The sequence below is a fragment of the Escherichia sp. E3659 genome (assembly GCF_005781135.1).
Taxonomy (GTDB): Bacteria; Pseudomonadota; Gammaproteobacteria; order Enterobacterales; family Enterobacteriaceae; genus Escherichia.
The window spans coordinates 1-20,880 of sequence record NZ_VATQ01000009.1; the positions used below are offsets into that span (position 1 = coordinate 1).

Here is a 20,880-nt window from a genome sequence, read left to right on the forward strand (position 1 = left end):
GCCGAAGATGTTTTGGCGGATTGAGAGATTTTCAGCTTAGATTCAGAGTCCGAAGGATTTTGCGCTGAGACAAGGCGGCAAATGAAGCGAAGGAAGGAGCATACTGAAGTATGTGACTGACTTTCGCGAATGCAGCCGACGCAGTATCAGTGCAAAAGACACAGGACAGAGCACAGGAATTTGCCTGGCGGCCTTAGCGCGGTGGTCCCACCTGACCCCATGCCGAACTCAGAAGTGAAACGCCGTAGCGCCGATGGTAGTGTGGGGCTTCCCCATGCGAGAGTAGGGAACTGCCAGGCATCAAATAAAACAAAAGGCTCAGTCGGAAGACTGGGCCTTTTGTTTTATCTGTCGTCCGTCCTGAATAGCGTAGGCAGTAAAAACCACCTGATGTGGTTCTGACTAAGAAATAAAAACCCTATCATTCCCTTGTATACGCCAGATGCTCGCCCATTTCCATACGACAACCTCACCTGAAATCCTTCCTGGTCATCCAGAATAATCATTCCCCTGCTAACTAAATTCGCAGTTATGGTTGCATAAACATCGGTAACAAATGTATAACATTCGTCTTACTAAATAATAAACAACATTGGCCTACAAAAGCATCGGATTATGGCAGGAGAAATATTGGCATGGCAGAAAGCACTGTAACGGCAGACGGCAAACTGACAAGTAGTGATACTCGTCGCCGCATCTGGGCAATAGTAGGGGCCTCTTCAGGTAATCTGGTCGAGTGGTTCGATTTTTATGTCTACTCATTCTGTTCCCTCTACTTCGCCCACATCTTCTTTCCTTCTGGTAACACTACCACTCAGTTATTACAAACAGCCGGTGTTTTTGCTGCGGGCTTTCTGATGCGTCCAATAGGTGGCTGGCTATTTGGACGTATAGCCGATAAACATGGTCGTAAAAAATCAATGTTGTTATCGGTGTGTATGATGTGTTTCGGATCTCTGGTTATCGCCTGCCTCCCAGGTTATGAAACTATCGGTACCTGGGCTCCGGCATTATTGCTTCTCGCGCGTTTATTCCAGGGATTATCCGTTGGTGGAGAATATGGCACCAGCGCCACCTATATGAGTGAAGTTGCTGTTGAAGGGCGCAAAGGGTTCTATGCTTCGTTCCAGTACGTCACGCTAATTGGCGGTCAGTTGCTGGCCTTACTGGTGGTGGTTGTTCTACAACATACTATGGAAGATTCTGCTCTTAGAGAGTGGGGATGGCGCATTCCTTTTGCGTTAGGAGCGGTGTTAGCCGTTGTAGCATTGTGGTTACGCCGTCAATTAGATGAGACTTCGCAACAAGAAACGCGCGCTTTAAAAGAAGCGGGGTCAATGAAGGGATTATGGCGCAATCGCCGTGCATTCATCATGGTTCTCGGCTTCACTGCTGCGGGTTCTCTTTGTTTCTATACCTTTACCACCTATATGCAGAAATATCTGGTGAATACTGCGGGAATGCACGCTAACGTAGCAAGCGGCATTATGACTGCGGCATTGTTTGTATTTATGCTCATTCAACCGCTCATTGGCGCGCTGTCAGATAAGATTGGACGCCGAACCTCAATGTTATGCTTTGGCTCTTTGGCCGCTATTTTTACCGTCCCCATACTATCAGCATTGCAGAACGTCTCCTCTCCTTATGCTGCTTTTGGTCTGGTGATGTGCGCCCTGCTGATAGTGAGTTTTTATACATCAATCAGTGGAATACTGAAGGCTGAGATGTTCCCGGCGCAGGTTCGCGCATTAGGTGTTGGTCTGTCATATGCGGTCGCCAATGCTATATTTGGTGGTTCGGCGGAGTACGTAGCGTTGTCGCTGAAATCGATAGGAATGGAAACGGCATTCTTCTGGTATGTGACATTGATGGCCGTGGTAGCGTTTCTGGTTTCTTTGATGCTGCACCGCAAAGGGAAGGGGATGCGTCTTTAGTGATGCGCTATTTGCCAGACGGTATAGCCGGTAGTTGCACCGGCGATATCCCAGGCAAAATCCTTCCAGCTCCAGCCGCTCCCCTCAGGGCGGCTATCCCAAAGCTCTTTTGACGCTCCCAGCCCTACAGAGAACATCAGCCCGAACATCGCGCTGCGGTCGCGACTCATCCCCTGATGTTGCGCGTATTCATTTCCGGCGGCGGAAAGCATCGCCGAGGCGATAAAGTGTTGAGCTTTATCCTGCCCCTGCCAGCTATCGTTAGCCATGTGGCTGCAACCAGAAAGTAACAATAGCAAACAGATAAAAAGAATACGCAACGCGGCCTCCAAAAAACGAACCCCGTACAGGACGGGGCTCAGATTACAGGATACGGCTAATTAATCGGTCGATGCGAATGCGGCGCAAACGGCGGATAAGTTTGCGAACCTTTACCGGATAATCGGCAATACTTTGCAGATCGCGATAGTGTTTAACGATAGTGGTATGCTCGCGGATCAGCTCCAGTTCTTTCTCTCGCTGTGGCGCAAGCTCCAGTTGCGGATCGTGGATCAAAATGGCGTTTTCCAGATCCAGACGCCAGGCGCGTGGATTCAGGTTATTACCGGTTATCAGCATCCACTTATCATCAACCCACATTCCTTTCAGGTGATAAGTATTATCGTCATCTTTCCACAAACGGACCACTAACTGGTCAGTATTGACGTAATACTGCAAACGACTCAGGAAGCGACGCAAATTAATCTCATAAAGATAAGGCAACGCGCCAATTATCTTGAATGGTTCATCTTCCGGAATGTAGAAGTCGTTCGCGGTTTTATCACCAACGATAATTTCGACCTTTTTCCCTTCACGCAGCAACTGGATGATATTGCGCACCAGGATTGCCGGTAGGTTGAAGTATGGCGTACAGATAGTCAGTTTCTGTTCTGCACAGGGCATCAAATGGAAAATGGTCTTGTTCAACAGACTCGATTTCCCCAGACCCACCAACGGCGTAACGGAAAGTTGATCGTTGTCGGCATCTCCCTGGAAATGATAAGCGGCATCACGCAACTCCTGGCGGAACAGGCGAATGTCGTTCTTGATTTCTGGGCTTTTTGGGCGATGTTCATCATCCAGACGGTTAACACCGCGACCATTCATAATATTCTGCGTAACCCATTCAAACATAATGTCTGACATCTTGCGGTTACGAATCAGATGGTAACGGTCGTAACGGTATTTATCGTGCTGATGCAAATAAACATCGTTCAGGCTGGCACCGCTATAAAGTACGCTATCGTCGATGATAAAGCCTTTAAAATGCAGAACGCCCAGGGCTTCACGGGTATTGATGGGTACGCCATAAACCGGAACATCTACGCCCGGATTTTCCTGCGCCATGCGGCAGTACCAGTCAGCATTAGTGTTAGATGCCGCAGCGCCAATGCGTCCACGTTGCGCACGATGCCAGTCGACCAGCACCCGCACATCCAGTTCCGGACGCTGCCGTTTAGCCTCATATAGTGCGCTCAGAATGCCTTTGCCACCATCATCCTGTTCGAGATACAGGGCGACAATGCAAATGCGCTGCTTCGCGCTGGCTATTTTTTCCAGCAGCGTCTCCCGGAAGTCGGCGGGAGCGTAAAAGAAATCGACATCATCAACTGATTGAGAAATCTTGGGTAGTTGGGCAAGGTGTTGTTGATGTTTATTACGCTTAAATTTTGACAACATCACAGTGCATTTCTTCTCTGTTCATTGAAGGGTCCTCTGTGCAATGCAGACGACATAAGCGGGCAATAATAACACCAGTCCCGATTAAGTGGTCAACATTTCCAGTACCTTACTCATGATTCCTCGCGCTGGGCAAGATTTAGCGTAAGCCCAACGATCCCCTCTTCGAGCTGGATATCGACGTTAAACCCGAGCTTGCGGGCCAGCGCCACCATGCCACGATTGTTTGGCATCGTAATACCATTCAGACGTTGCAGTCCGTGATCTCGCGTATAGGTAATCAACTTTTCCATTAAGCGTCGACCTAAGCCTAACCCTTTGAGATCCGAGCGAACCAGTACAGCAAATTCGGCATCGATGTTATCAGGATCGGAAATCGCACGCGTGACGCCGAGGATCTCTTCCGTTTGATCAATTCGTCGTACCGCTACAAATGCCATTTCCCGATCGTAGTCGATCTGCGTCATGTTAGCTAAATCTTCATGGGTGAATTCGTTGATCTCGCTAAAGTAGCGATAATAAAGATCTTCTTTAGTGACTCGTGAAATGAATTGCTGAAGCTGTGGCTCATCTTCTGGCAAAATCGGGCGGAACAAGCAGCGTTCGCCGTTTTTCAATTCCACCCATTCTTCCAGCTGATGCGGATAAGGGCGCACTGCCAGCCGACTCTCGCTATCGCCTTCAAACGGCGCGATATCCAGCGTGACATCCAGCGCGGTAAATTCACTGCCAGAAGCCAGCAAAGGATGAATATCCAGACGCTGAATTTCCGGGCAATCGACAATCAAGTTGGAAACCTGCACCAGAAGCTGGCTCAAGCCTGCAACATCCAATGGACGCAGTGCACTGCGCGCACGAATCTTTTTACTTTTTATTCCCTGAATGACCAGATAACGGGCCAGGTTCATGTTCAGCGGCGGTAATGCGACGACGGCTTGATCTTCTGGACGCCACTCCACACCGCCTTCACCAAGCATGATCAACGGTCCGAAAACGGGATCCTGCTCGACCACTACCCGTAACTCCTGGGCGCCAGCACGGTTAGCCATACTTTGCACCAGCAGACCGTGGATCCGCGCCTGCGGCCAGGCCATTTTTACGCGATCGAAAATAGCGTTCGCGGCTTGCTGGACTTCATTGGCTGTACGCAGGTAGAGCATGACGCCCTGAACTTCCGATTTATGTGGAATATCCGGCGAGCGTAATTTCAGCGCCACCGGATAACCAATCTGTTCAGCAATATGCACCGCTTCGGTACTATCGCTGGCAATCCAGGTGGGAAGCGTGTTCATGCCATACGCTTGCAGGATTGGCTGTACTTCATGGGTATCGAGTGACGTTGCCCCTTCGGCAATCGCCTGTTGCAACAGAAGATGCGCTTCTGCGGTATTAGAGGTCAGATTGCTGGGCAGTGCCGGCGTTTCGCGTAGTTGCTTCTGGTTACGTCGGTACTCCACCATATGCATAAAAGCGGTGATGGTTCCTTCCGGGGTGCGGTAGGTCGGCAGCCCGGCTTCGCTGAATAATCGTCGTGCCTCTTGCGAGGAGTGTTCGCCGCACCAGTTCGTCAGCAGAGAGACATACTTGCTGCGAGGGTGATGCTTTACCGCTTCAATTAATGCCAGGGCGCTTTCTGTGGCGGGAGCAGCAGCACTGGGCGAATGAATAACCATCAGCGCATCAAAATCCTGGCTGTGGAGCAGAATATCCAGCGTTTTAATATAGTGCTCACTGCTGGCGTCATCGCGCAGATCGAGCGGGTTAGAGATTACTACATGTTCTGGCAGCGCATCGCGTAGTTTCTGGCAGGTTTCTTCGCTTAGCGTTGCCAGCTTTCCATTGCGCGACCATAAGGCATCCAGCGCCAGCGCAGCTGGCGCTGCACCGTTGCTGATAATCATCAGTCGGTCGCCACGCAATGGGCGCATATGGCTAAGGGTTTCCACTGCCGAAAACAGTTCGTGAGTGTCCTGCACTCGTAATAAACCGGCACGCTGAATAGCTGCATCCCATGCCGGGTCCATTCCTGCCGTCGTGTTGAGCAGTCGCTGTGCTGCCGGGCTACGTCCGCTTTTAATTACCAGAATCGGTTTATTACGCGACGCACTACGGGCCGCCGAAACAAAGCGTCGCGCGTCGCTTAACTGTTCGAGATAGAGCAGGATGGCGCTGGTTTTACTGTCGCGCGCCAGATAGTCGAGCAATTCATCAACGTCGATATCCAGGCTGTCGCCGAGCGCAATAAAGTAGGAAAACCCCATCTCACGCTGTTGCGCCCAGTCGAGGATGGTGTTGGAGACGGCAGCCGATTGCGAAATAAACGCCAGCTTGCCGCGCTTAATTGGTACGGGCGAAAAGCTGGCATTCAGACCTTGCCACGGCGCCAGTAATCCCAGACTGTTTGGTCCAAGCAGGCGCATGTTATGACGCTGGGCGCAGGCTCGGAGATCTTCGTGTTGCGATGCCGGGGCAGAAAGAATAATGCAGGTTTTACAGCCTTTTTCGCCGAGTTCTTCCAGAAGCGCCAGATTGCGGCTGGCATTGGTACACAGCACAGCAAGGTCGGGCGTAAATGGCAGACTGGCGATATCCGGCCAGGCCAGTACGCCTTGTACCGCTTTCCAGGCCGGCGTCACCGGTAACACCGGTCCGTTAAAGCCTCCCGCCAGCAGGTTACGCATCATCAGGTAACCTGCGCGATTGGGTTTCATCGATGCGCCAATTACCGCAATCGATTTTGGTCGCAGTAGTGCTTCCAGTCCTCGCTGACTCATATCGGTCTCCCGCAGAAGTGACCGAATGATTTTAAACGCTTTCTAACTGTTCTGCTGTGATGCTACCCAGATGTTGCGTTTTTCCTGCCAGATAGCGTGTTTTAAAGCGAGTGAAATGCTCGCCTAAGCTGGCCGCAGCCCCGGTATCGCCCGCCATATCTAAAAGAGCGATAGCCACTTCAGCGGTACAATATTGGCCTTCAGCCTGGGCTTCACGCAGGCGATAGGCAGAAAGCCGGGAAAGATCGACGGAAATGACAGGGAGATTATCCAGATACGGACTTTTACGAAACATCTTGCGCGCTTCCGGCCAGGTGCCATCGAGCATGATAAACAGCGGTGGCTTACCGGAAGGCGGGGTGAAGATCACTTCCCGTTGCTCATCAGCATATGAGGCGGGAAAGACCACCATTGGCTGATAGTTCGGGTTTTGTACCAGATCCAGCAAATCTTGCGAGGGTTCGGTACGCGACCATTGAAACGCAACGGTATCAGGCAAAATATCAGCAATCAGACGCCCGGTATTACTGGGCTTCATTGGCTCGGTGTCGAACATCAGCAAACAGAAGCGACTTTTTGCTTCCGCTGGGGTAATTGTCGAACAGAGACATAATTTCTCTGGCAAAAGACAGCGTTGGCAGCGACGAACGCGATTACCGCGGGCAAGAAAAGGACGTGTTGCGCGCGCAATACGCTCGGCGCGTAACTGGAGAACAGCGTTTTCGGTCATAAGAGAGCGTCGAAAAAACGCCATTGTCGCAGAGGAGAAAACGGGGCACAAGATGCGCCCCGGTAAGATTAAAGAGATTCGTTCAACCAGCTATCGAACGGCGCTTTCGGCACTGCGCCATTAAGCATGTCGACGACCTGACCGTTTTTGAAAATCATGATCGTCGGAATACTGCGAATACCAAAGCGGCTGCTTAATTCACGTTCAGCTTCGGTATTCACTTTCACAAAGCGCACTTTACCGCTACGCTCTTGCGCAACATCTTCAAAAATTGGCGCGAAGTTACGGCAGGGGCCGCACCACGGCGCCCAGAAGTCGATCACCACAGGTAGATCATCTTTCAGCAATTTGTCGAGCGTTTCACCGGTCGCATTAATCACCTCTCCGTCAAACAAGTCGTGACCGCAGCGTCCGCATTTTGCCGCATCTTCGATCCGATCGTCGGGAATGCGATTGATGGCCTGACAATGGGTACAAACGGTATTCATAACTAACCTCGGGATGAGTAAGGAGACTTATCGGCAACGACGCCGGTATGTTTCTAATATGTTACATATTATCGGGGACATTGTTCCAGACAACAATCTGTTTTATTCAATGGGTATGATAGACGCAGGCTTTGGTACGAAATCATGGCGAACCGCGCGGACTTCGGGTAATCTGCGCGCTTCGCGCAGCGCTGGTGGAGAAAAGCATGAACGATGAAATGAAAGGTAAAAGCGGCAAGGTCAAAGTGATGTATGTCCGCAGTGATGATGATTCTGATAAACGTACCCATAACCCGCGTACCGGGAAAGGGGGCGGGCGTCCAGGAAAATCTCGTGCCGACGGTGGCCGTCGCCCCGCCCGCGATGACAAACAGAGTCAGCCCCGTGACCGCAAGTGGGAAGAGTCGCCGTGGCGCACAGTTTCCCGCGCGCCTGGTGATGATGCGCCGGAAAAGGCCGATCACGGTGGCATCAGTGGTAAAAGTTTTATTGATCCGGAAGTTTTGCGTCGTCAGCGTGCGGAAGAAACCCGCGTCTACGGCGAAAACGCATGTCAGGCACTTTTCCAGAGCCGTCCGGAAGCAATTGTTCGCGCCTGGTTTATCCAGAGCGTAACGCCACGTTTTAAAGAAGCATTGCGCTGGATGGCGGCAAACCGCAAAGCGTACCATGTGGTGGATGAAGCGGAACTGACAAAAGCGTCAGGCACGGAACATCACGGCGGCGTGTGCTTCCTGATCAAAAAGCGTAATGGCACAACCGTGCAGCAGTGGGTAAGTAAGGCAGGCGCGCAGGATTGCGTTCTGGCACTGGAAAACGAATCTAACCCGCATAACCTGGGTGGCATGATGCGCAGCTGCGCGCACTTCGGCGTGAAAGGCGTTGTGGTGCAGGATGCGGCACTGCTGGAATCGGGGGCGGCTATTCGTACCGCAGAAGGCGGTGCAGAACATGTTCAGCCGATTACTGGCGACAACATTGTTAACGTGCTGGATGATTTCCGTCAGGCGGGCTACACCGTGGTGACCACTTCCAGCGAGCAAGGTAAACCGCTGTTCAAAACCAGTCTGCCAGAAAAAATGGTGCTGGTGCTGGGGCAGGAATATGAAGGGTTACCGGATGCCGCACGCGATCCGAACGATCTGCGCGTGAAGATTGACGGTACGGGCAACGTTGCCGGGCTGAATATCTCTGTTGCAACCGGCGTTTTGCTTGGTGAATGGTGGCGTCAGAATAAAGCCTGATAAATCAGCCGGGTGGCAACTCTGCCATCCGGCATTTTCCCGCAAATTTACTCACTCTCTGCCGGTAATACTGGCATCCAGTCAATCGGCGTCTCGCCACGTTGTTTCAGCCACTGATTTGCCAGCACAAAATGGTTACAGCCAAAGAATCCACGATGCGCAGAAAGCGGTGACGGATGCGGTGCTTTCAGTACGTGATGGCGTTGCTTATCTATAATCGCCCCTTTCTTTTGCGCATGCGATCCCCACAACAAAAACACCACGCCTTCGCGATGCTGGTTAATCAGGCTGATCACTTTATCGGTGAAGGTTTCCCAGCCGAGGCTGGCGTGGGAATGCGCCTGACCTGCGCGTACCGTCAACACAGTATTGAGTAGCAGAACGCCCTGACGCGCCCAGCTTTCAAGATAACCATGATTAGGGCGGGTGAAGCCCGGAATAGTATTTTCCAGCTCTTTATACATATTCAGCAGTGACGGAGGAGTGGCGATTCCGGGGCGAACGGAAAATGCCAGACCATGCGCCTGTCCCGGTCCGTGATAAGGATCCTGGCCGAGAATCACCACTTTAACGTCACCCAACTCGGTAAAGCGGAACGCGTTAAAGACATCTTTTTGTGGTGGATAGATAGTGACGCCGGACTGCCGCTCGCTGGCGACGGTCTGAAGGGTATTAAGAAAATAGGGTTGCTGCTTCTCTTCAGCCAGCACGTCATGCCAGGTTAATTCGTTAGCCATCTCGCTCTCCTGCGAATCTTCAATCCGCCTAGCTTAACTGCTTCTTTCTACAGAACAAAATCAAGCTCATTTTATAGACATAATCGACTGTAAAAAAATGTAAATTGGTAAAATTTCACACCCGCATAAGTTGATGTAAAACAATAAAATCCACTTGCCGCTACACTTGGCGTGTGTTTTTTATTGATTTAAATCAAAGAATCAGGGGTCTTTGAGGAGTATATATACACTCAAGCAACAATGGTTTTACCAATTGGCCGCGACAGGCTGAACAAATCAAATAATTTTGCCGGGGAGGCATCACATGATTACAGGTATCCAGATTACTAAAGCCGCTAACGACGATCTGCTGAACTCTTTCTGGCTGCTGGACAGCGAAAAAGGCGAAGCGCGTTGCATCGTTGCGAAAGCAGGTTTTGCAGAAGACGAAGTGGTTGCAGTAAGCAAACTGGGTGACATTGAGTACCGTGAAGTTCCAGTAGAAGTTAAACCAGAAGTTCGCGTAGAAGGTGGTCAGCACCTGAACGTAAACGTTCTGCGTCGTGAAACTCTGGAAGATGCAGTTAAGCATCCGGAAAAATATCCGCAGCTGACCATCCGTGTATCCGGTTATGCAGTTCGCTTTAACTCTCTGACTCCGGAACAGCAGCGCGACGTTATCGCTCGTACCTTTACTGAAAGCCTGTAAGGCTTAAGTAGCAAGTTACTAAGCGGAAGAGGGCGACCTCTTCCGCTTTTTTTCATTAATAGAAAATGCGTACCGCGCAATAGACCAGCAACAGTGCCAGCACGATATTTAATTGGCGACCATACTGGCGAAACAATCGCTGAAACAGATGCCCCGCCAGCGCCCAGCACACATTGCCAAACGTCCCAATCATTGCCAGCAAAACGCTGACGCCAACTACCCAGCTTAACGCCTGCGTTTGCGGCAGGACAAACGTCGATAGTGCCGTAATGCCGTACAAAATGATTTTGACGTTCACAAACTGTAGCGCAAAGCTTTCCCAAAAGCTGATCGGTTTTGCCTGAAGCCCGTCTTCCTTTGTTGGGCTGGTAGCTATTTTCCACGCCAGCCAGACAATATATGCCGCTCCCGCCCAACTCAACAGATGCACTGCTGCCGGGTCAATAACAGCCAGTGAAAACGAAATTCCCGCGCACAGTAGCATGACGATTAAAAATCCCAGACTCATCCCCGCCAGTACGCGGGTACTCTGACGAAACCCATGCGACGTGGCAGAACTAAGGGCGAGAATATTGTTTGGTCCTGGCGTGAGGGCAGTAATCAGGGTGTAGGTCCAAAAAGCACTTAAAAGGGTCGGTGTCACTTGTTATCTCCTCTGTTTTGGTAGACAGTACCCGACACAAAACATTTAAAAAAATGAATGTTTTCACATTCTAAATTCGATATTTTCGATAGGTTTGGGATTATGGATCTGCGCCGTTTTATTACCCTAAAAACCGTGGTGGAAGAGGGTTCTTTTTTGCGAGCTTCGCAAAAATTGTGCTGCACACAGTCGACGGTGACTTTTCATATTCAGCAGCTTGAACAGGAGTTCTCGGTCCAGTTGTTTGAGAAAATTGGTCGACGGATGTGCCTCACTCGCGAAGGCAAAAAGCTGCTTCCGCACATCTATGAACTCACCAGAGTGATGGATACACTTCGCGAAGCTGCCAAAAAAGAGTCGGATCCGGACGGAGAACTGCGCGTTGTTTCGGGCGAAACGTTGCTCTCTTACCGAATGCCGGAGGTGTTGCAGCGTTTTCGGCAACGAGCGCCAAAAGTGCGTTTATTATTGCAGTCACTGAACTGTTACGTGATTCGTGATGCACTACTGAATGATGAGGCAGACGTCGGCATCTTTTATCGCGTAGGGAATGATGATGCCCTGAACCGACGTGAGTTGGGTGAACAATCGCTGGTGCTGGTGGCTTCACCGCAAATTGCAGATGTCGATTTTACTGAGTCGGGAAGACATAACGCCTGTAGCTTTATTATCAATGAACCACAATGTGTCTTCCGGCAGATATTTGAGAGCACGCTTCGCCAGCGGCGGATCACGGTGGAAAACACCATTGAACTTATAAGTATCGAAAGCATCAAGCGTTGTGTCGCGGCCAATATCGGTGTCAGCTACCTGCCACGCTTTGCGGTAGCAAAAGAACTGGCGAACGGTGAATTAATTGAATTGCCCTTTGGCGAGCAGTCGCAGACCATTACAGCAATGTGCGCACACCATGCCGGAAAAGCGGTTAGCCCGGCGATGTACACTTTTATTCAGTGTGTTGAAGAGTGTTTTGTGGCTGGATAAAAAAATGCCGGGCTTAAACCCGGCATTATGATTACTCTTCTGTTGTTTGCGGTGGCACGCCCGTTCCGCTTGGTTTACGGCGCTTACCTATATTTTTGGTATCGCGATGGCGTTTTTTCACCCGCGGCTTCTCTTTCTCTTTAGCTTTTTTCTTCTCGGCGCGTTTTGCCAGTACTTTCTTCGATGGCTTGCCGGTCTGCTTCTCGCTTGGCGCACGCGTTTTCGGGCGTAACTCATCAATTACGCGAGCTTTAATCGGCTCTTCAATGTAACGGCCAACTTTGCCCAGCAGCAGATGGTCATGAGCTTCCACCAGCGAAATCGCAGTGCCTTTACGGCCGGCGCGAGCGGTACGCCCGATACGGTGCAAATAAGTATCGCCACTGCGCGGCATATCGAAGTTAAAGACGTGGCTGACGTCAGGAATGTCGATACCGCGCGCGGCAACATCGGTGGCAACCAGCACGTTTACGCGGCCTTCGGTCAAACGCTTGATCGCTTCATTACGCTTGCCTTGTACCATCTCACCTTCGAGATAGCAGTTGTTGATGCCCGCTTCGCGCAGCCAGTTTGCCAGCTCATGCACACGCTCACGCTTACGCACAAATACGATTGAGCGAGTCGCTTCAGGCTGTTTTAACAGATGCACCAGCAATGCGGTTTTATGCTCAAGATCATCGGCGCGGTAATACCACTGATGAATTTTTTTGCGCTCACGGGTAGACGGATTCGCAGAAACTTCCACCGGATCTTCCAGCAGACGCTCGGCAAAATCCTGAATCGCATCGCCTTCCAGCGTTGCGGAAAAGAGCAGGGTCTGTTTACGCCAGCGCGTTTCGCCAGCAATATGCTCGATATCCTGAGCGAAGCCCATATCCAGCATACGGTCAGCTTCGTCGAGGATCAGCGTTTCAACTGCGCGGCAATCGAAGTTCTCTTCTTTTATGTATTGCAGCAGACGTCCGGTCGTGGCGACCACGATGTCCTGGTTTTCGCTGAAAACTTCTGCGTGGTTCATATAGGCCACGCCGCCGGTGATAGTGGCGATATCCAGATGCGTATGTTTCGCCAGTTCGCGGGCATGATCGGCCACCTGCATCGCCAGCTCGCGAGTTGGGGTGAGGATCAAAATACGCGGCGGACCGGATTTCTTACGTGGGAAATCGAGCAGGTGCTGCAACGCTGGCAGCAGATACGCCGCCGTTTTACCGGTGCCTGTCGGCGCAGAACCGAGTACATCACGGCCATCGAGCGCAGGCGGAATGGCGGCAGCCTGAATGGCGGTCGGGCGAGTGAAACCTTTATCCTGGAGGGCTTCCAGCAGGCTTTCGTCGAGTTCAAGTTCGGAAAAAGTCGTTACAGTCATGTTCTACCTCTGTGTGGGGCGCTGATTATAGACGTTACGGCTGCAATCTTCATCTGTTTGTATGGATATCGCTTCTCAGGTATTGTTCTTACCCGGTGCTATCGCCGTTTTTTCAGCAAGGTTTTATTTACATGTCACAGTCTACATCCGTGCTTCGTCGTAATGGATTTACTTTTAAACAGTTTTTTGTCGGCCACGAACGATGTGCGATGAAAGTGGGAACGGATGGAATTTTGCTTGGCGCATGGGCTCCAGTGGCTGGGGTAAAACGCTGCCTTGATATCGGCACTGGTAGCGGGTTGTTGGCACTGATGCTGGCGCAGCGAACCGATGACAGTGTGATGATTGATGCAGTTGAACTGGAAAGTGAAGCTGCAGCTCAGGCGCAGGAGAATATTAACCAGTCTCCGTGGGCAGAGCGGATTAATGTCCATACGGCGGATATTCAGCAGTGGATCACACAGCAGACAGCACGCTTCGATTTAATCATCAGCAACCCGCCGTATTATCAGCAGGGAGTGGAGTGTGCGACACCGCAGCGGGAACAGGCGCGCTATACCACCACGCTGGATCATCAATCCTTGCTGACTTGCGCGGCAGAGTGCATTACCGAAGAGGGATTTTTCTGCGTGGTGTTGCCAGAGCAAATCGGTAATAGTTTTACGGAGCTGGCATTAAGCATGGGGTGGCATTTACGTTTGCGAACGGATGTGGCAGAAAACGAAGCGCGATTGCCGCATCGGGTGCTGCTGGCATTCTCCCCACTGGCGGGGGAGTGCTTTTGCGATCGCTTAGTCATTCGTGGGCCAGACCAGAACTATTCCGAAGCGTATACGGCGCTGACCCAGGCCTTTTATCTATTTATGTAATGATTGACGGGGGAAAGGATCGACGGACCGGAATGCGTGAGCAGTTCCGGATAATCCAGCGTGAAATGCAACCCCCGGCTTTCCTTACGCATCATTGCACAGCGAACAATCAACTCGGCAACCTGCACCAGATTACGCAGTTCCAGCAAATTATTTGATACGCGGAAGTGGGCGTAATATTCGTCTATTTCCTGTTGCAACATATTGATACGCCGCAGAGCGCGCTCAAGGCGTTTTGTTGTGCGCACAATGCCTACGTAATCCCACATAAACAGGCGTAACTCGTGCCAGTTATGTTGAATCACCACCAGTTCGTCAGGATTCTCAACACGGCTTTCATCCCACGGCGGTAACGTACTGACACCGTGGGCAAAAGGCATTCGCCTGGTAATATCTTCCGCTGCCGACCAGCCATAAACCAGACACTCCAGCAAGGAGTTAGAGGCCATGCGGTTAGCACCATGTAAGCCCGTATAACTCACTTCGCCAATGGCATACAGGCCATCAACGTCCGTACGTCCATGATCGTCAACCATTACGCCGCCGCAGGTATAGTGCGCAGCAGGCACAATCGGCACCGGTTCTTTCGTGAGGTCAATACCCAACCCGAGCAACTTTTCATAGATCATCGGGAAATGCTGGCGAATAAATTCAGCGGGCTTATGGCTGATATCAAGGAACATACAATCCGCGCCGAGGCGTTTCATCTCATGGTCAATGGCGCGGGCGACAATATCGCGTGGGGCCAGTTCGCCGCGCTCATCAAAATCAGGCATAAAACGTGTGCCGTCCGGGCGTTTCAAATAAGCGCCTTCGCCGCGTAAGGCTTCCGTTAACAGGAAATTCCGTGCCTGTGGGTGATACAGCGCGGTAGGGTGAAACTGATTAAATTCGAGATTGGCAACCCGGCAACCAGCACGCCAGGCCATGGCAATACCATCACCAGAGGAAATATCCGGATTGGTGGTGTACTGATAAACCTTCGATGCGCCGCCAGTTGCCAGCACCACCGCTTTAGCATGGCAAGTTTCCACGGTTTCTTTATTACGGTTCCACACCCACGCGCCGACAACCCGTCGCGTTCCAGGCAGACCAATCTTGTCAGAAACTATCAGATCAACCGCATTGCTGCGTTCCAGCACTCGAATATTCGGATGGTTCTGCGCCTTGCTCACCAGCGTGGTTTCTACTTCTCTACCAGTGGCATCGGCAGCATGAAGAATACGACGGTGACTATGCCCACCTTCACGAGTCAGATGATAGCTTTCTTCGCCATTTGGCTGCACATGAGTATCAAACAACACTCCCTGATCGATTAGCCATTGCACGCAAGAACGCGCGTTGCTGGCGACAAACTCAACCGCATGGCGATCGCAAATACCGGCGCCAGCAATTAATGTATCTTCTACATGCGAGTCAATGCTGTCAGTTTCATCAAACACGGCGGCGATTCCGCCCTGGGCATAAAATGTTGAGCCTTCTGTTACCGGGCCTTTGCTAAGAACGATGACCTGATGCTGGTCAGCCAGACGTAGTGCTAGTGAAAGCCCGGCTGCGCCGCTACCGATAATCAACACATCACAAGAATGTTCGGGAAAAGTATTCATTTCATTTGTTTAATTTACTAAACACGGTTTGGTCAGCATAGCATCACATTGTGTGATTAAACACCTGCTATTTTGATATTTGTTACAATGGCTAAACAGGGAAAGCCTGGGCGGTGGAAAAAAGAGAAGTTGCTCGTCGGCGGAGGATTAGGTGGTGAAATAAAAAGGCCGTTGGGGTACTCTTCAGGCAGTTAAATGGGCATTTCTACACAGATAATGCGATGTTCAGATTCTGTAGACTTATAATGATAGATAATGAGCCGTCTACAGCATGACAAACAAAAACAGATGCGTTACGGAACTTTACAAAAACGAGACACTCTAACGTTTTGCTTGCTCAAATTGCAGCTAATGGAGTGGCGTTTCGATAGCGCGTGGAAATTTGGTTTGGGGAGACTTTACCTCGGATGAGCGAGCAGTTAACGGACCAGGTCCTGGTTGAACGGGTCCAGAAGGGAGATCAGAAAGCTTTTAACTTACTGGTAGTGCGCTATCAGCATAAAGTGGCGAGCCTGGTTTCCCGCTATGTGCCGTCGGGTGATGTTCCCGATGTGGTACAAGAAGCTTTTATTAAAGCCTATCGTGCGCTGGATTCGTTCCGGGGAGATAGTGCTTTTTATACATGGCTGTATCGGATCGCTGTAAATACAGCGAAAAATTACCTGGTTGCTCAGGGGCGTCGTCCACCTTCCAGTGATGTGGATGCCATTGAAGCAGAAAACTTCGAAAGTGGCGGCGCGTTGAAAGAAATTTCGAACCCTGAGAACTTAATGTTGTCAGAAGAACTGAGACAGATAGTTTTCCGAACTATTGAGTCCCTCCCGGAAGATTTACGCATGGCAATAACCTTGCGGGAGCTGGATGGCCTGAGCTATGAAGAGATAGCCGCTATCATGGATTGTCCGGTAGGTACGGTGCGTTCACGTATCTTCCGAGCGAGGGAAGCTATTGATAACAAAGTTCAACCGCTTATCAGGCGTTGACGATAGCGGGATACTGGATAAGGGTATTAGGCATGCAGAAAGAACAACTTTCCGCTTTAATGGATGGCGAAACGCTGGATAGTGAGCTGCTTAACGAACTGGCTCACAACCCGGAAATGCAGAAAACCTGGGAAAGCTATCACTTAATCCGTGACTCTATGCGGGGTGATACTCCTGAGTTGCTTCATTTCGATATTTCATCACGCGTGATGGCCGCCATTGAAGAAGAGCCCGTTCGTCAACCGACGACATTGATCCCAGAGGCCCAGCCTGCGCCGCATCAATGGCAGAAAATGCCATTCTGGCAGAAAGTACGTCCATGGGCGGCACAGCTTACCCAAATGGGCGTAGCGGCATGTGTATCGCTTGCAGTTATCGTTGGCGTCCAGCACTATAATGGACAATCTGAAACGTCCCAGCAGCCCGAAACACCGGTATTTAATACTCTGCCGATGATGGGGAAAGCCAGTCCGGTAAGTCTGGGAGTACCTTCTGAAGCGACCGCAAACAATGGTCAACAGCAGCAGGTACAGGAGCAGCGTCGTCGCATTAATGCCATGTTGCAGGATTACGAACTGCAACGTCGACTCCACTCTGAACAGCTTCAGTTTGAGCAGGCACAAACACAGCAAGCCGCTGTACAGGTGCCAGGAATTCAAACTTTAGGAACGCAATCGCAGTAATGAAGCAACTTTGGTTTGCCATGTCATTAGTGACAGGTAGCCTGTTATTCTCTGCTAACGCCTCGGCCACTCCCGCGTCCGGGGCGTTATTACAGCAGATGAACCTGGCCAGTCAGTCACTGAATTACGAGCTGTCATTCATCAGCATCAATAAACAGGGTGTTGAGTCTCTGCGTTATCGACATGCACGCCTCGATAACCGTCCGCTTGCACAGCTGTTGCAAATGGATGGCCCGCGCCGGGAAGTGGTACAGCGCGGCAATGAAATCAGCTACTTTGAGCCGGGCCTTGAACCGTTCACGCTTAATGGCGATTACATTGTTGATTCTCTGCCATCGCTCATTTATACCGATTTCAAACGCCTTTCCCCTTACTACGACTTTATCTCCGTGGGACGCACGCGTATTGCCGATCGTCTTTGCGAAGTCATTCGCGTAGTCGCCCGTGATGGCACACGCTACAGCTACATTGTGTGGATGGACACCGAATCGAAATTACCGATGCGGGTTGATCTCCTTGATCGCGATGGTGAAACGCTGGAACAATTTCGCGTGATTGCTTTTAACGTCAATCAGGATATCAGCAGCAGTATGCAGACGCTGGCGAAGGCGAACTTGCCGCCACTGCTTTCTGTTCCTGTAGGTGAAAAAGCCAAATTCAACTGGACTCCAACCTGGTTGCCGCAGGGGTTTAGCGAAGTCTCCAGTAGCCGACGCCCGTTGCCCACGATGGACAATATGCCCATCGAATCACGTCTCTATTCAGACGGCTTGTTCAGCTTCTCAGTAAACGTTAACCGCGCGACGCCATCGAGCACCGATCAGATGTTGCGTACCGGACGCCGAACAGTCAGCACCAGCATACGTGACAACGCGGAAATCACTATTGTTGGTGAACTACCGCCGCAAACGGCGAAACGCATTGCCGAGAACATTAAGTTCGGGGCAGCGCAATGATCAAAGAGTGGGCTACCGTCGTCTCCTGGCAAAACGGGCAAGCGCTGGTCAGTTGTGATGTCAAAGCCTCGTGCAGCAGCTGCGCTTCCCGCGCTGGCTGCGGCAGTCGCGTGTTGAATAAACTTGGTCCGCAAACCACACATACCATCGTCGTACCCTGTGATGAGCCGTTAGTGCCGGGGCAAAAAGTGGAATTAGGAATCGCTGAAGGTAGCCTGCTTAGTTCCGCATTACTGGTTTATATGTCGCCACTGTTGGGATTATTCCTTGTTGCTTCGTTATTTCAGCTACTCTTTGCTTCAGACATTGCGGCGTTATGCGGCGCAATTCTTGGTGGCGTTGGTGGATTCCTGATTGCGCGCGGCTACTCGCGAAAGTTTGCTGCCCGGGCTGAATGGCAACCGATCATTTTAAGCGTGGCATTGCCGCCAGGCCTTGTGCGGTTTGAAACATCTTCGGAAGACGCGAGCCAGTGATTTCACTGGCTTTGTTGCATTTTGCATAACAAATGCGAGGACGTTTCCAGATACCACAATCCATACGGTATGAACATTTCCTCGCCTCAATGTTGTAGTGTAGAATGCGGCCTTTCTATTAATACAGACGTTAAGCTCAGAACAGCGACTTCTAAAAGCCTGGTTAACCGGGCGTTAAGGCACAATAATCATACTTTATGAAGAATATACGTAACTTTTCGATCATAGCTCACATTGACCACGGTAAATCGACGCTGTCTGACCGTATTATCCAGATCTGCGGTGGCCTGTCTGACCGTGAAATGGAGGCGCAGGTTCTCGATTCCATGGATCTTGAGCGTGAGCGTGGCATTACCATCAAAGCGCAAAGCGTGACGCTGGACTACAAAGCGTCTGACGGTGAAACCTATCAGCTTAACTTTATCGACACCCCGGGCCACGTAGACTTCTCCTATGAAGTTTCCCGTTCGCTGGCTGCCTGTGAAGGTGCATTGCTGGTGGTCGACGCCGGGCAGGGCGTAGAAGCGCAAACTCTGGCGAACTGCTACACCGCGATGGAGATGGATCTCGAAGTGGTGCCGGTACTGAACAAGATTGACCTGCCGGCAGCCGATCCTGAACGCGTGGCGGAAGAAATTGAAGATATTGTTGGCATCGATGCCACCGACGCGGTGCGCTGTTCAGCGAAAACCGGCGTTGGCGTGCAGGACGTTCTCGAACGTCTGGTGCGCGACATTCCGCCGCCGGAAGGCGATCCAGAAGGTCCGTTACAGGCGCTGATTATCGACTCCTGGTTCGATAACTACCTGGGCGTGGTTTCACTTATCCGTATTAAAAACGGCACCCTGCGTAAGGGCGACAAAGTGAAAGTTATGAGCACCGGGCAGACCTATAACGCCGACCGCCTGGGGATCTTCACGCCGAAACAGGTTGATCGTACTGAACTGAAATGCGGCGAAGTAGGCTGGCTGGTGTGTGCGATCAAAGACATCCACGGTGCACCGGTAGGCGATACCTTAACGCTGGCGCGTAATCCGGCAGAAAAAGCGTTGCCTGGGTTTAAGAAAGTTAAACCGCAGGTATATGCCGGTCTGTTCCCGGTAAGTTCCGACGACTATGAAGCCTTCCGTGACGCGTTGGGCAAACTCAGCCTGAACGACGCTTCACTGTTCTATGAGCCAGAAAGCTCAACTGCGCTGGGCTTTGGTTTCCGCTGCGGCTTCCTCGGCCTGTTGCACATGGAGATCATTCAGGAACGTCTGGAACGTGAATACGATCTTGACCTGATTACCACAGCACCGACAGTAGTGTATGAAGTTGAAACTACGGCAAAAGAAGTTATCTACGTCGACAGCCCATCCAAGCTGCCAGCGGTAAATAACATCTACGAACTGCGCGAGCCGATTGCAGAGTGTCACATGCTGCTGCCGCAAGCGTATCTCGGTAACGTCATTACCCTGTGCGTGGAAAAACGCGGTGTACAGACCAACATGGTCTATCACGGAAACCAGGTAGCGCTGACCTACGAGATCCCGATGGCGGAAGTGGTGCTTGATTTCTTCGACCGACTGAAATCTACCTCGCGTGGTTATGCGTCTTTGGATTACAACTTCAAACGCTTCCAGGCTTCTGACATGGTGCGTGTTGACGTCTTAATCAACGGTGAACGTGTTGATGCGCTGGCATTGATCACCCACCGTGATAATTCGCAAAACCGTGGTCGCGAGCTGGTGGAGAAGATGAAAGATCTGATCCCACGCCAGCAGTTTGATATCGCTATTCAGGCAGCGATTGGAACGCACATCATTGCGCGTTCTACCGTGAAGCAGCTGCGTAAAAACGTACTGGCTAAATGCTATGGTGGTGATATCAGCCGTAAGAAAAAGCTGCTGCAGAAACAGAAAGAAGGTAAGAAACGTATGAAGCAGATCGGTAACGTTGAGCTGCCGCAGGAAGCGTTCCTTGCCATTCTGCACGTCGGCAAAGACAACAAATAACC

Annotated in this window: 20 protein-coding genes and 1 rRNA gene; 12 read left to right on the top strand and 9 right to left on the bottom strand. The window is 51.1% G+C overall.

Translation table 11 applies throughout. The annotated features are described in order from the left end of the window. The first annotated feature begins 183 nt into the window (after window positions 1-183). Both rrf and kgtP read left to right on the top strand, forming a co-directional pair. A 5S ribosomal RNA gene (rrf, locus tag FEK47_RS09565) occupies window positions 184-299 on the top strand. A gap of 336 nt (window positions 300-635) precedes the next feature. Beyond that, window positions 636-1,934 carry an alpha-ketoglutarate permease gene (kgtP, locus tag FEK47_RS09570; protein WP_130214698.1) on the top strand — a complete coding sequence of 433 codons (1,299 nt, stop codon included), beginning with the start codon at window positions 636-638 and terminating at the stop codon, window positions 1,932-1,934. On the opposite strand, the gene FEK47_RS09575 is transcribed toward kgtP, so the two are convergent. The 5 genes from FEK47_RS09575 to trxC all read right to left on the bottom strand — a co-directional run bounded on the left by FEK47_RS09575 (window position 1,931) and on the right by trxC (window position 7,645). After that, window positions 1,931-2,254 carry a YfiM family lipoprotein gene (locus FEK47_RS09575; protein WP_130214696.1) on the bottom strand — a complete coding sequence of 108 codons (324 nt, stop codon included), beginning with the start codon at window positions 2,252-2,254 and terminating at the stop codon, window positions 1,931-1,933. The genes kgtP and FEK47_RS09575 overlap by 4 nt on opposite strands. A 43-nt stretch (window positions 2,255-2,297) precedes the next feature. Further along, window positions 2,298-3,653: a CDP-diacylglycerol--serine O-phosphatidyltransferase gene (gene pssA / locus FEK47_RS09580; protein ID WP_130214694.1), complete on the bottom strand. Its 1,356-nt coding sequence runs from the start codon at window positions 3,651-3,653 to the stop codon at window positions 2,298-2,300. A 113-nt stretch (window positions 3,654-3,766) separates the two neighbouring features. Then, window positions 3,767-6,427 (bottom strand): protein lysine acetyltransferase, encoded by a 2,661-nt coding sequence (gene pat / locus FEK47_RS09585; RefSeq protein ID WP_130214692.1) that lies wholly within the window; start codon window positions 6,425-6,427, stop codon window positions 3,767-3,769. A gap of 31 nt (window positions 6,428-6,458) precedes the next feature. Further along, window positions 6,459-7,157, bottom strand: a complete 699-nt coding sequence (gene tapT / locus FEK47_RS09590; RefSeq protein WP_130214690.1) for a tRNA-uridine aminocarboxypropyltransferase — start codon at window positions 7,155-7,157, stop codon at window positions 6,459-6,461. Between the two features lie 68 nt (window positions 7,158-7,225). Beyond that, window positions 7,226-7,645: a thioredoxin TrxC gene (gene trxC, locus FEK47_RS09595; protein ID WP_001098726.1), complete on the bottom strand. Its 420-nt coding sequence runs from the start codon at window positions 7,643-7,645 to the stop codon at window positions 7,226-7,228. Between the two features lie 206 nt (window positions 7,646-7,851). Here trxC and FEK47_RS09600 point away from each other — a divergent pair, with 206 nt between their 5' ends. Beyond that, a complete protein-coding gene (locus FEK47_RS09600) occupies window positions 7,852-8,889 on the top strand; it encodes a tRNA/rRNA methyltransferase (protein WP_135486950.1) in 1,038 nt (345 codons plus the stop codon). 47 nt (window positions 8,890-8,936) lie between these two features. Here FEK47_RS09600 and ung read toward each other — a convergent pair whose 3' ends face one another. Beyond that, window positions 8,937-9,626, bottom strand: coding sequence for a uracil-DNA glycosylase (gene ung, locus FEK47_RS09605; RefSeq protein WP_135486949.1), 690 nt, complete (start codon window positions 9,624-9,626; stop codon window positions 8,937-8,939). Window positions 9,627-9,930: 304 nt separating this feature from the next. Between ung and grcA the strand changes: the two genes are divergently transcribed. After that, window positions 9,931-10,314, top strand: a complete 384-nt coding sequence (gene grcA, locus FEK47_RS09610; RefSeq protein WP_000627804.1) for an autonomous glycyl radical cofactor GrcA — start codon at window positions 9,931-9,933, stop codon at window positions 10,312-10,314. A 55-nt stretch (window positions 10,315-10,369) separates the two neighbouring features. On the opposite strand, the gene eamB is transcribed toward grcA, so the two are convergent. Further along, on the bottom strand, window positions 10,370-10,957 hold the full coding sequence (gene eamB / locus FEK47_RS09615) for a cysteine/O-acetylserine transporter (protein ID WP_135486948.1): 588 nt from the start codon (window positions 10,955-10,957) through the stop codon (window positions 10,370-10,372). 102 nt (window positions 10,958-11,059) lie between these two features. On the opposite strand from eamB, the gene FEK47_RS09620 reads away from it, so the two are divergent. Further along, a complete protein-coding gene (locus tag FEK47_RS09620) occupies window positions 11,060-11,941 on the top strand; it encodes a LysR family transcriptional regulator (protein WP_135486947.1) in 882 nt (293 codons plus the stop codon). 31 nt (window positions 11,942-11,972) lie between these two features. Here the strand turns inward: FEK47_RS09620 and srmB are convergent, their stop codons facing one another. After that, on the bottom strand, window positions 11,973-13,307 hold the full coding sequence (gene srmB / locus FEK47_RS09625; protein WP_000219193.1) for an ATP-dependent RNA helicase SrmB: 1,335 nt from the start codon (window positions 13,305-13,307) through the stop codon (window positions 11,973-11,975). A gap of 131 nt (window positions 13,308-13,438) precedes the next feature. On the opposite strand from srmB, the gene trmN reads away from it, so the two are divergent. Next, entirely contained in the window at window positions 13,439-14,176 is a 738-nt protein-coding gene (gene trmN, locus FEK47_RS09635; RefSeq protein ID WP_130214677.1) for a tRNA(1)(Val) (adenine(37)-N(6))-methyltransferase TrmN, read from the top strand. Here trmN and nadB read toward each other — a convergent pair. Beyond that, window positions 14,161-15,783, bottom strand: a complete 1,623-nt coding sequence (nadB, locus tag FEK47_RS09640; protein WP_135486946.1) for an L-aspartate oxidase — start codon at window positions 15,781-15,783, stop codon at window positions 14,161-14,163. The two genes, trmN and nadB, sit on opposite strands and share 16 nt — an antisense overlap. A gap of 255 nt (window positions 15,784-16,038) precedes the next feature. On the opposite strand from nadB, the gene rseD reads away from it, so the two are divergent. The 6 genes from rseD (at window position 16,039) to lepA (ending at window position 20,878) form a co-directional block, all read left to right on the top strand. Beyond that, window positions 16,039-16,194 (top strand): rpoE leader peptide RseD, encoded by a 156-nt coding sequence (rseD, locus tag FEK47_RS09645; RefSeq protein WP_130258854.1) that lies wholly within the window; start codon window positions 16,039-16,041, stop codon window positions 16,192-16,194. Then, window positions 16,191-16,766: an RNA polymerase sigma factor RpoE gene (rpoE, locus tag FEK47_RS09650; RefSeq protein WP_001295364.1), complete on the top strand. Its 576-nt coding sequence runs from the start codon at window positions 16,191-16,193 to the stop codon at window positions 16,764-16,766. Before rseD ends, rpoE begins: the two co-directional genes overlap by 4 nt. A gap of 32 nt (window positions 16,767-16,798) precedes the next feature. Continuing rightward, the gene (gene rseA / locus FEK47_RS09655) at window positions 16,799-17,449 is read left to right on the top strand and encodes an anti-sigma-E factor RseA (protein WP_130214673.1); all 651 of its coding nucleotides are present in this window, start codon (window positions 16,799-16,801) and stop codon (window positions 17,447-17,449) included. Then, entirely contained in the window at window positions 17,449-18,405 is a 957-nt protein-coding gene (gene rseB / locus FEK47_RS09660) for a sigma-E factor regulatory protein RseB (RefSeq protein ID WP_064526144.1), read from the top strand. The genes rseA and rseB overlap by 1 nt, the downstream gene beginning before the upstream one ends. Next, entirely contained in the window at window positions 18,402-18,881 is a 480-nt protein-coding gene (rseC, locus tag FEK47_RS09665; RefSeq protein WP_130214671.1) for a SoxR-reducing system protein RseC, read from the top strand. The genes rseB and rseC overlap by 4 nt, the downstream gene beginning before the upstream one ends. A gap of 197 nt (window positions 18,882-19,078) precedes the next feature. Further along, window positions 19,079-20,878, top strand: a complete 1,800-nt coding sequence (lepA, locus tag FEK47_RS09670; protein ID WP_000790173.1) for a translation elongation factor 4 — start codon at window positions 19,079-19,081, stop codon at window positions 20,876-20,878. Window positions 20,879-20,880 lie beyond the last annotated feature (2 nt).